Raw genomic sequence first — 11,487 nt, 5'->3', positions numbered from 1 at the left:
AGGGTCACCATTTATGGTGACCGCGGTTATCCGTTCTGGTTAATCACCCGCATAATGAGCGGATGTTCGCTGGCGGGCAGACGTTCAAAGCCCGGCAGAAGCTGGGTCGCAGCCTCTGCCAGCGCCTCCACCAGCGCCAGTGCGGCACTGGAAATCTGACGCCCCTGCGGCGTAATCACGCCAAAGAAGTAGGGAATGTCTTCCTCAATCGGACGGATCGCCACGCCTGACAGCGGCATGCCCCAACCCGTTACCGGTTCAAGGATCGCCACGCCCAATCCCGCGCGCACGCAGCCAAGAATATTCGCCGAAGAGTTGGTTTCGATGGTTTCCAACAGCGGTGCTTTCACCTTCTTCAGCGCTTTTTCATAGCGTCCACGCAGACGTTGCGGGCTCCAGGGGGCGATCAAACGGCGACCTGCCAGCTGGCTGAGGGATAACGTTGCCTGCGCCGCCAGTTCATCCTCTTCCGGTAGCGCAATCACGCACTGCGACTGCCCAATCCAGTGTAACTCTACCGCATGATGCTCCAGCGGTAAGCTGCACAGCCCAATATCGGCCTCTGCGGTGATTACCGCGTGGGCGGTTTTTTCTGCGGATTCACTGAGAATTTGTACTTTGTTCGGCAAATTCAGCGCCGCCAACGCCTGCGGCAGTAAACCGGCAGCCAATGCGGGTGTAGCAGCAATGCTGAGTGGACGATGCTGCTGATGCGCGATCTCCTGCGCGCGCAAGCGGATCTGCTGTAACGACAGCAAGGCTTTTTGCACATACTGATGCAGTTGCAGCGCCTCTTCGGATGGATGGATGCGTGGGCCGTTGCGGATAAACAGCGGATAACCCAGCGACTGCTCCAGTTCCTGGATCAAGCGGGAGACCGCAGGCTGCGAGCGGTTTAGCGCTTTGGCGGCTGCCGTAACACTACCCGCAGAGATCACCGCCGAGAAGGCTTCCAGCTGGCGCAAATCGAGGTCGTTTAACAGGGTCATCGCGTGGTTACTTCCCTAAGTCATTGATCGTTCCCGACAATCATGCGGGAAAAAATCCATCATAGAGAGAGTGATGAGAATTAGCCACTCTGGGCGGCGTAGAGCCGGTTTTCGCCAGGTGCGCATCAATGCGCACCCTACGGGAATGGGTAATACACAGGCATACCCTGCGCACACTGTAGGGTCGCCATTGATGGCGACCAGGTCAAATCACACGCAGCAGCTTTATCGCGTATTACTGTTGGCAAACTGGCTGACATTCTCTTTGGTAATAAGTTGATAAGGTATAAAGGTATCCTTTGCCACCTTCTCGCCTTTTACCAGACCGATCGCCGATTGCACTGCGCCATCGCCCTGACCTTTGGCATCCTGGAACACCGTCAGACGCATGTCGCCGCTTTTGATGAACTGTAACGCATCCGGCGTGCCATCAATGCCCGCCACCTGCACGTGCTTCGCGCCCGCCTGCTTCAACGCCAGAATGGCCCCAATCGCCATCTCATCGTTATTGGCAACGATGGCGTTGATGTCTTGTCCGGTGAGCAGCCAGTTGGTGGTGACATCATTCGCCTCTTTGCGGAAAAACAGGGCCGACTGCTTATCCAGCACTTTCATCCCCGGATGCTGTGCAATCACCTCTTCTACCCCTTTGGTGCGTTCACGGGTATCTTCGCCGGAGAGATTCCCCATCAGAATCATCACGTTGCCTTTGTCGCCCATCTGCTGCGCCAACGCTTCCATCTGCATTTTTCCTGCGAGGCGCGGATCGGAGCCGACATAAGCCATGCCATCACTCAACGGGGTTTCGGGTCGGCGGTTAACAAACACCAACGGCACTTTGGCTCTCTGAGCCAGGGCAATAATCGGCTTCATCGCTTGAGTGTCCGTGGGGGTGACGATAATGGCGTCCACACCTTGACCAATAAAGGATTCAACCTGCTGCAACTGCTGTGCGGAATCGCCTTTGGCATCCTCAAACTGCCCTTTCACATCACCGAGCTGCTTCATTTTGCTGGCCATGGCCTGACGCAGGATGGTCTGAAAATTATCGTCGAAATGATCCATGCTGACGCCGATGCTGAGATCTTTCGCCATCACGCTCACGGGTAACGCGCACAGCAGTGCCAGCGCGGTAAGGTGTTTTTTAAATTGCATAATCTGACCTTATTTTTATGGATAACCAGGGGACAGAATCAGTGCCCAGATTACTCTGGATAGGCACCGGCAACATTCTGGTCGTAATCGATCAAGGCACCGGTCATCACACCGGCTTCATGACTCAGCAGATAACTGGCAAGCCCCGCCAACTCCTGCGGTTTACATAGCTGCCCCATCGGCTGCGACGCTTCAGCACGCTCCAGCCAGCCATCGGTGGCAGCGTGGTACTTCCGTTGAGTGAGATCTTCGCCTGGGGTGTCCATCCAGCCTGGTAAAATGGCGTTACAACGAATACGGTTGCCGCGATAGGCATTGGCGACGTTTTTGGTCAAGGTTGCCAGCGCGCCTTTAGACGCCGAGTAAGGCGCCAGATAGGATTGCCCACAGTGTGCACACTGCGACAGGATATTGACGATCGCCCCGATACCTCCCTGCGCCAGCCGATGGCGCACAAAGCCCTGCATCAAAAAGAACGGCGCGCGCGCATTGGTATTAAACATTTGATCCCAGAGTGCGAGCGGCGTATCCACCAGCGTGCCTCGAGCGCCCAATGCAGCGGCGTTGACCAGCACATTCACATCACCAAAAGTGGTGACGGCTTTCTCCGTGAGTGCCAGACAGGCTTCGACATCCTGCAAATCCAGCGCCACAAACTGCGCCCTGGCACCTAACTCAGCCAGCTCAGCACTGGCTCGCGTGCCTTTTTCGGCATCGCGCCCGGCGAGCAACAGACGCGTGCACCCTTCCAGTACCAGTTGACGTGCGATGGCAAACCCCACGCCCTGGGCGCCACCGGTCACGATGGCAATGGTATTCGCATGACGGCCTGCGGTGTTATGCATGAGGGAACTCCTGATCTAATCCGGTGAGATGAAGTGTTTTGCCCAGTTTGAGTGATGCGGTGGCGGCTTCTGCCAACAGCGCGGCCTTCAGGCCATCCAGCGCATTGACCGGCATCGGTGTGCCACTGCGTGCGCATTCAAGGAATAAGCGCATCTCTTCGATGTAGCTCGGCCCGTAGCGCTCCATAAAGAACTCAAGGATCGGTGCGGCACAGCCGGGGGCTTCTGGCGTGTAGCGGGTGAAGCCTGACTGCCGTGGGTTATCGGACATCACCATACCCTGCGAGCCAAACGCCTCGATGCGCTGATCAAAGCCATAGCTGCAGCGGCGGGAGTTGAGGATAGTGACGAGGGTGCCATCCTCTGCCAGTAACGTGACGCTGGCGGTGTCCACATCCCCCAGTCGACCGATTTCAGGATCGATAATCGACGAACCGTGCGCAGTGATGCTGACAAACTCTTTGCCGACAATGCCGCGCGCCATGTCGAAATCGTGGATCATCATGTCGCGGAACAGGCCCCCTGAGCGGGGAATGTATTCCAGCGGCGGCGGAAACGGATCGCGGCTGGTGAGGGTGAGCTGCTCCAGACGACCAATCTCACCCGCCTGCACCGCCTGGCGCACCGAAGCATGGCCGCGATCGAAGCGGCGATTGAAGCCGAGGAATACCTGCTGTGCGGCCTCGCTGCCAATGATTTCAATGCAGCGCCGCGCCTCGGTTAAGCTGCTGGCAATGGGTTTTTCGCACAGCACCGGTTTCCCGGCATTGACCGCCGCGATGATCAGTTCCACGTGAGTGTCTGAAGAAGTGGCAATCACCACGGCAGTGACCTCCGGATGGCCGATCGCCGCCGCGGCACTGGATGCCACCGCCGCACCGGTTTCTGCTGCCATCGCATCAGCTGCCGCACTGACGGGATCGTACACCGTAACGATCTGCCCGCCGGCCTGGCGAATGGCAGCCGCATGCACTTTTGCCATGCGGCCCGCGCCGAGTAGCGCAATGCCGGTTAATTGCGTCATGTTTGACTCCTTAAATAAAAGGATTGATGGTTGCTTGGTTATTTACGTTATTTATATCGAATGAATTTAATTAAACAGGATGGTCTCAACGCCCTTTTATTTTAAAACCTCAGTTACACTCATTAATAAATCCCACTCACCTCACGAATTAAAAATTAAGTGATGCGGATATATTGATCAATCGCTGAATTGGCGGTAAACATTCATTCAATGAGGGCTTCCCTTCAAATCGGGGCTTTATTGTGACTGACATCAAAAAAACCACGTTAGATCAGATTGCTGCCGCTGCAGGCGTCAGTTTAAGTACCGTCGATCGGGTGATGAATCGACGCGGCGGTGTTTCTCCGGCCAGGGAAGCCAAAGTGCTGGAGTGGGCCAACAAGCTCAACGTGGATCGCGTGCTGTTTCGCGGCTATTTGCCGATGCTGCGCGTGGCGGTGCTGATGCAGTCGCCCAAGAATCCCTTTTATAGCGGTCTGCGTAATGCTTTCGCCGACATTGGCGCGACCCTGTCCGATATGCGCCTCAACTGCTTTATCCACTACCTCAATCTGACCAATCCGCAGGGCACCATTAAGCAGATCCACCAAATTGCGGCAGTCAACGACGCGATGATAGTGGTATGCCCCAACGATCCGGATGTCGCGGAAGCACTGCGCCAGATTTCAGGCAAAACGCCGGTGGTGACGCTGGTCACCGACATCCCCACCAGCGGGCGTATCGCCTATGTGGGGCCAGATAATCGTCAGATGGGACGTGCAGCCGGTGAACTTATTGGCCGTTTTTGCGGTAGCCAGGGCGGTGAGGTTTTAGTGGTGCTGGGTATGCAGCATATGATTGGTCATGAAGAGCGCGAGATGGGGTTCCGCTCGGTACTGCGTGAGCGTTTTCCACAGTATGCCATCAGCGAAACGCTGGAAAGCGGCGAGGATCAAACCCGTGCCGGTGAAGTGGTGCGACGGGCGTTGCAAAATAATCCGAATATCCGAGGTATCTATAACGTCTCTGCGGGCAATACCAATATTACTCAGGCAATAAAATCCCTCAAACTGGAACAGCAGGTGGTCTTAATTACCCATGAACTCACTACTGAGCGACGTCGAATGTTACGTGAGGGGGTTATTGATGTGATTATCGATCAAAATCCGCATGAAGAAGCGCGCCGCGCACTGGAGATTATTGCGGTGCATTTTAATCGCGTCGAAAATGATAAAAATACTGGCGGCTACACTCCGTTCAATATTTATATTCGCGAGAACTGCCCGCCGGAATCAGAATTCAGTTAATCGCTCATTACAGCTTTTCCGTGAGTTCGCGCTTGTTGTCATGCAACAGGCGCAGCATCTCCCGCAGATAATCATCTTCATTGCCCTTTTGCCAGGCAATGCTCAGTGGCAACCCTTTGATTTGCTCAGGTAACGTCAGCGCGATATAGCTGACGCTGTCACTGTTCATGGTGCGGTAAGATGCGGGCACCACCGCGAGGCCCAAGCCTGCGGACACCAGGCTCAAAATGGTCTGCTTTTCTTCAGCGAACTGGGCAATATGCGGCGTTAATCCGGCCTGTTTAAACAAACTCATGGTGAGATCGTGACTGTGCGGGCGCGTGCGTCGGTCAGGAATGATCATCGCCTCATGTTGGAAATCCTCAACGCTGACCTGTGACCGTCCCGCCAGCGGATGCTGCAACGGCACGGCCAGTACGCAGCTTTCTCGGGTGATAAAGCGCATCGCTAGCGAGGCATCCATTACTTGCGGAGCACGAATAATAATCATATCCAGCCAGCCAGATTTTAATTTCGGGATCAGGTTGATGGTTTTATCTTCAATAATATGAATATCACTGGTGGGATGTAACGGCAGAAATAAATTCAATAATGCTGGCACTATTCCACGTGCGGCGCTATCAATGGCACCAATACGCAATGTGCGGCGCTCATCTTTTAATCCCACTTTAAAACGCAATGCCAGCGCATCAAACTGATCGATAAGTTTGCTGGCTTCGTCAAAAAAGATCGCACCTTCCGCCGTGAGTGAAACATTGCGCGTCGAACGGTTCAATAACCGTACGCCGAGGTCCTCTTCCAGTAATCGAATGAAGCGAGAAAGTGACGCAGGCATCATTTCCATTCTTTGGGCTGCGCGCCCAAAATGGAGTTCTTTACCCACCGCAACAAAACAACGCAGTTGATTTATATCCACATTTCCCTCGCCATTCGATTATTCAAATACTTTATATAATCCACACTTAATGATCCGCCAAGGCAAAACTGCATACTGAACTCGATGACAAAAAAATAACACCACCCTACACAATCTGGAGCACTTTAATATGAACTCTCACCTCGAAAAAAGGGTGATGCGTAAAGTGACGTTGCGCATTGTGCCCTTCATCATGCTGCTCTACTTCATCGCCTTTCTCGACCGCGTCAATATCGGTTTTGCTGCGTTAACCATGAATCAGGATTTAGGTTTCTCACCCACAGTATTTGGTTTGGGTGCGGGCATCTTTTTCCTCGGTTATTTCCTGTTCGAAGTCCCCTCTAATTTAATTCTGCATAAAGTCGGCGCGCGCATCTGGATCGCCCGCGTGATGATCACCTGGGGCTTAGTCTCTGGCTGCATGGCCTTTGTGCAGGGCACCACCAGTTTCTACACCCTGCGTTTTCTGCTCGGCGTAGCGGAAGCCGGTTTCTTCCCCGGCATCATCCTCTATCTCAGCTACTGGTTCCCGGCCGCCAGACGCGCGCAGGTGACTGCCATTTTTATGGCGGCTGCCCCGCTCTCCACCGCACTGGGATCGCCGATCTCAGCTGCCCTGCTGGAGATGCATGGCTTCCTGGGTTACGCGGGCTGGCAGTGGATGTTTGTGCTGGAGGCCATCCCCGCGCTGGTGCTGGGCGTCGTGGTGCTGTTCTTCCTCACTGACCGCCCGGCCAAAGCCAAATGGCTGACTGACGAAGAGCGCGAGTGGCTGCAAAACACCATGCAGGCGGAAGAGCGCACGCGTGCCGCAGCTCAGGGGCACAGCAGCGTCTGGCGCGGACTGGCGGATAAACGCGTGCTGGCCCTGGCGCTGGTTTACTTCGGCACCTCCGCCGGACTCTACACGCTCGGCATCTGGTCACCCCAGATCATCAAAAGCTTCGGTGCCTCCTCGCTGGAGATTGGTTTCCTGAACGCCTTCCCGGCGGTGATCGGGGTAATAGGCATGATCCTGTGGGCACGCCATTCCGACCGCACCAGGGAGCGCAGCTGGCATGTGATTGGTGCCTGTTTACTGGCGGCGGCGGGACTGATTTACGCCGGGAACGTCAGCACGCTGTTTGCGGTGATCGTTGCCCTGACGCTGGTGACGGTTGGTATCAGCGCATCAAAACCGCCGCTGTGGAGTATGCCGACGCTGTTCCTCAGCGGCCCGGCTGCGGCTGCGGGCATCGCTACCATCAACTCTATCGGCAACCTGGGCGGGTTTGTCGGCCCGATGATGATTGGCGTCATCCGCCAGCAAACCGGCAGCTACACCTGGGGGCTCTATTTTGTCGCTGGTTTGCTGGCGCTCTCTGCCCTCGTTGTCCTGATTCTTTCTGCCCGCTCGAATAAACCCGAGACGGCTGAGATCCCCCAAACACATTAAGCAACTGGAGAAACAACATGCGTAACTACAAAATTGCAGCCATCCCGGCAGACGGTATCGGCCCGGAAGTGATCTCCGCGGGTGTAGAGGTGTTACAGGCGCTGACCCGTCACGATGAGCAACTAAAATTTGATGTGCAGACCTTTGACTGGGGCTCGGACTACTACAAAAAACATGGCGTGATGATGCCGGAAGACGGTCTGAACACGCTGAAAAAATTCGACGCGATTTACTTCGGTGCCGTGGGTGCGCCGGATGTGCCGGATCACATCACGCTGTGGGGCCTGCGCCTGCCGATTTGCCAGGGCTTTGACCAGTACGCCAACGTGCGTCCGACCAAAATCCTGCCGGGCGTCACCTCGCCGCTGCGCAATCGCGGTCCGGGCGATCTGGACTGGGTCATCGTGCGTGAAAACTCTGAAGGGGAATACTCCGGTAACGGCGGCCGTGCGCACCGGGGTTTACCGGAAGAAGTCGGCACCGAAGTGGCGATTTTCACCCGTGTCGGCGTCACGCGTATCATGCGTTATGCCTTCAAACTGGCGCAGTCACGTCCACGCAAGTTGCTGACGGTGGTGACCAAATCCAACGCGCAGCGTCACGGCATGGTGATGTGGGATGAGATTGCCGCTGAAGTGGCGCTGGAATTCCCGGATGTGCAGTGGGACAAAATGCTGGTCGATGCCATGACGCACCGCATGACGCTGCATCCGCAGACGCTGGATACCATCGTCGCCACTAACCTGCACGCCGATATTCTTTCCGATCTGGCGGGCGCGCTGGCGGGCAGTCTGGGCGTGGCACCGACCGCCAATATCGATCCAGAGCGTCGTTTCCCTTCGATGTTTGAACCGATCCACGGCTCGGCGTTTGATATTACCGGCAAAGGCATCGCCAACCCGATTGCTACCTTCTGGACCGCAGTGCAGATGCTGGAGCATCTCGGTGAGCGCAACGCTGCCGCGTTGATTATGGAAGGGATCGAATATGTGTGTGCGAAAGGAATTCTGACACCGGATGTGGGGGGCAGCGCCAATACCGCCGAGGTGACACAGGCAGTTGTGCAGTATATTGAAGCGAAAACCCAAGTGGCTGCAACGGCATAATGACGCAAAAACAGGTTGCCGCTGGGTGACCTGTTTTATTCCCTTCCTTTACAGTATCGCAGTGTCTCCGTTTATTTTTGTCAGTGCTGCCTGACAATATAACCAGTATTAAATGACTCACATCGCAGCCAATATTTACATATTTAAGAAAACAGCCTCCGTACAATAAATCTCATTATCGAAATCCCAATATATTGGCTCGTCCAGCTGGAAGGTCATGTCACGATTCATTTTGAACGAGTCGAGCGCCTTTCTTCCCCATTTTATTCTGGAATAACATGAAAATAATCCCGCTATTATTGTTGTTCACTTTCGCTCTTATTACGCTTCCTGCTCAGGCGGTCATCATCATCACGCGCGCGGCCTTTCCTGCCTGGAATATGCCCATGGAAATCAGCTACATCATGTCGGGAGGAAACTCGAGCGCGTCGATAGGATGTGGGACACGATACTGCGATTTTGGCATTTGGGTGTTGCACGACAGTGGCACCTATCCCGATATCTATCCCTCACGTATTATTTTGGATAGTGGGTCGAATGGCGGGACAGATACCTGGGCCAATGCCAACAAAGCATTTTTGCATCGCTACCCTGCCAGCGCCACATTCACAACGGTTTTTTATCCGTCAAGAGGGCCTTTTACCGTCTGTGTGGGTGGGGCTCAAAATAATATGGGATACCTGTTTCGCACCCAGCCAGGCACATCCTGCGTCACAGTGCCCTTACCCCCTCAGCCGACCAGTTGTTCCTTTAGCGGATCGCCAATCATTGACCACGGCTCGCTGCAGCCTAATCAGGTCAATGGCAAACAGGATAGCGTCTCGATTAATGTAAACTGCAATCGTGCCACCTCAGCCACCCTGACGAGTCTGGGCGGCACCATTAACTTAGGGGGAGGTGTGACATCCACACTGACCTTTGATGGCCGCACCACAGGCTCCATTTATTTGCCCAACGGTAACTCATCCCATACCGTTGCCTCTACGCTCCGGGGGACCAATCCTACCCCCGGCGATAAAAGCGGTAGCGGCACCATTGTGATTACACTGCCGTAACTTTTCCCGGCAAAGATGCTCCTCTCCCTGCCTCTCTGATGACCCGGCACCTGCCGGGTTTTTCATTGGTGAGACTTGCATGAAACACCATTGCACATAAAACTGACCTTTCTTGATCATCACGAACCCAGAAAGAGAAAGGAATGTTGCTATGACGCAAACGGGGCTTAAGGCGAACCATCCCCTGTTACTGGCCTTGCTGGTGGCCATCACTTTCTTCATGGAAAACCTCGACGCCACGGTAATCACCACGGCCATTCCACAAATGGCACATGACTTCGCGGCAAGTCCGGTGGCATTGAATGTGGGTGTCAGTGCTTATCTGTTGGCGGTGGCTGTGGGCATCCCAATGAGCGGGTGGCTGGCCGAGCGCTTTGGGGCACGTACCGTGTTTGCCTGTGCCATTTTGATTTTTACCCTCGCCTCAGTCATGTGCGGCTTCAGCGACACCTTAGCGATGTTTACACTGAGCCGTATTTTACAAGGCATCGGAGGGGCAATGATGGTGCCAGTCGGCCGTATGGTAGTACTGCGCGTCACCGCAAAGAGAGAGATGGTGAAAACGATCGCTTTTATTACCTGGCCCGGGCTGATTGCCCCCGTGCTCGGCCCACCACTCGGCGGGTTGATTGTCACCTACGGACATTGGCCGTGGATTTTCTGGCTGAATATTCCACTCGGTCTGCTCGCCATTATCGCTACCGGCTATCTGGTACCACAGTTCAAAGCAGAACAGCCGCGCCCCTTTGATGTGCGTGGTTTTGTGCTGACGGCATCCGCCTGTACGGCGTTGATTATCGCACTGGAAGCGCTCGGACAGATGCATCTCAGCCTCGGCATCCCACTGCTGTTGGTCGGCATACTGAGCAGTATACTGGCTTATCGCCACAGCTTCCTTTATCCGCAACCGTTGCTGCCATTCAATGCGCTGACCATTAACACCTTCCGCAACTCAGTGATGGGTGGCTCGCTGTTTCGCGCTTCAATTAATGCCGTGCCCTTTCTGCTGCCCTTACTGTTCCAGTTGGGGTTTGGCTGGAGTGCCGCACAAGCCGGTGCCACGGTATTGTGGGTGTTCGCCGGAAATTTAGCCATGAAACCGGCCACCACATGGCTCATGAAGCGCTGGGGATTCCGTCAGGTATTGATGGTGAATGGCATCATCAGTTTGGTGGCGATGCTGGGGTGCCTGCTGCTTAGCCCTTCACTGGGTTATTTTGCGATTGCCGCGATTCTGTTTATTGGCGGGCTGTCGCGTTCACTGCAGTTTAGCTGCTACAACAGTCTGGGCTTTGCTGACGTGCCCCAAACAAAAATGAGTGATGCCTCCGTGGTGTTCAGTATCTTCTTCCAGTTCAGCATGAGCGCCGGAATTGCGCTGGCAGCCCTGTTCCTGCGCGGCTCAATGCTGTGGCATGGCCACACCACCATTGAGCAGAGTGATATTCACATCGCCTTTGCCGGCGTAGCTTTGTTGGTATTGATGTCACTGCTTGATGTTCGGCGGTTAGAAAAGAGTGCCGGCGCACAGGTGCTTAGCCGATAACAGGTCACGCCCGTGACGATACAGTGGCACGGGCTGATTCGCTTAATCTCATCTGTCACGAACGTCATCATTAGTAGATTGCGTTAATATTTGACCTAATAAATACAGCCTCGGTCACATTCACCTCATG

General features: G+C 54.8%; 10 protein-coding genes. 5 read left to right on the top strand and 5 right to left on the bottom strand.

The annotated features are described in order from the left end of the window. Positions 1-26: 26 nt before the first annotated feature. The 4 genes from LK04_RS02440 to iolG all read right to left on the bottom strand — a co-directional run bounded on the left by LK04_RS02440 (position 27) and on the right by iolG (position 4,013). On the bottom strand, positions 27-989 hold the full coding sequence (locus LK04_RS02440) for a LysR family transcriptional regulator (protein ID WP_039327124.1): 963 nt from the start codon (positions 987-989) through the stop codon (positions 27-29). 225 nt (positions 990-1,214) lie between these two features. Continuing rightward, positions 1,215-2,144, bottom strand: coding sequence for a sugar ABC transporter substrate-binding protein (locus LK04_RS02435; protein ID WP_039327121.1), 930 nt, complete (start codon positions 2,142-2,144; stop codon positions 1,215-1,217). Positions 2,145-2,194: 50 nt separating this feature from the next. After that, positions 2,195-2,989: an SDR family oxidoreductase gene (locus LK04_RS02430; RefSeq protein WP_039327118.1), complete on the bottom strand. Its 795-nt coding sequence runs from the start codon at positions 2,987-2,989 to the stop codon at positions 2,195-2,197. After that, positions 2,982-4,013, bottom strand: a complete 1,032-nt coding sequence (gene iolG / locus LK04_RS02425) for an inositol 2-dehydrogenase (RefSeq protein WP_039327115.1) — start codon at positions 4,011-4,013, stop codon at positions 2,982-2,984. The genes LK04_RS02430 and iolG overlap by 8 nt, the downstream gene beginning before the upstream one ends. A gap of 242 nt (positions 4,014-4,255) precedes the next feature. On the opposite strand from iolG, the gene LK04_RS02420 reads away from it, so the two are divergent. Continuing rightward, positions 4,256-5,299: a LacI family DNA-binding transcriptional regulator gene (locus LK04_RS02420; RefSeq protein ID WP_039327112.1), complete on the top strand. Its 1,044-nt coding sequence runs from the start codon at positions 4,256-4,258 to the stop codon at positions 5,297-5,299. A 7-nt stretch (positions 5,300-5,306) separates the two neighbouring features. On the opposite strand, the gene LK04_RS02415 is transcribed toward LK04_RS02420, so the two are convergent. Beyond that, positions 5,307-6,215 (bottom strand): LysR family transcriptional regulator, encoded by a 909-nt coding sequence (locus LK04_RS02415; protein WP_039327109.1) that lies wholly within the window; start codon positions 6,213-6,215, stop codon positions 5,307-5,309. Between the two features lie 130 nt (positions 6,216-6,345). Here LK04_RS02415 and LK04_RS02410 point away from each other — a divergent pair, with 130 nt between their 5' ends. The 4 genes from LK04_RS02410 (at position 6,346) to LK04_RS02395 (ending at position 11,357) form a co-directional block, all read left to right on the top strand. Continuing rightward, complete coding sequence (locus LK04_RS02410) at positions 6,346-7,650, top strand: MFS transporter (protein WP_039327106.1); 1,305 nt, start codon at positions 6,346-6,348, stop codon at positions 7,648-7,650. A 17-nt stretch (positions 7,651-7,667) separates the two neighbouring features. Further along, the gene (locus LK04_RS02405; RefSeq protein WP_039327103.1) at positions 7,668-8,756 is read left to right on the top strand and encodes a tartrate dehydrogenase; all 1,089 of its coding nucleotides are present in this window, start codon (positions 7,668-7,670) and stop codon (positions 8,754-8,756) included. Positions 8,757-9,034: 278 nt separating this feature from the next. Further along, positions 9,035-9,811, top strand: a complete 777-nt coding sequence (locus tag LK04_RS02400) for a hypothetical protein (protein ID WP_052205865.1) — start codon at positions 9,035-9,037, stop codon at positions 9,809-9,811. Between the two features lie 151 nt (positions 9,812-9,962). Beyond that, positions 9,963-11,357, top strand: coding sequence for an MFS transporter (locus LK04_RS02395; protein ID WP_039327100.1), 1,395 nt, complete (start codon positions 9,963-9,965; stop codon positions 11,355-11,357). Positions 11,358-11,487 lie beyond the last annotated feature (130 nt).

This window comes from Pantoea vagans (assembly GCF_001506165.1).
GTDB classification, from domain to species: domain Bacteria; phylum Pseudomonadota; class Gammaproteobacteria; order Enterobacterales; family Enterobacteriaceae; genus Pantoea; species Pantoea vagans_C.
Note: the sequence above shows the minus strand (reverse complement) of the source record. Positions and strands in the feature narration are given on the sequence as shown.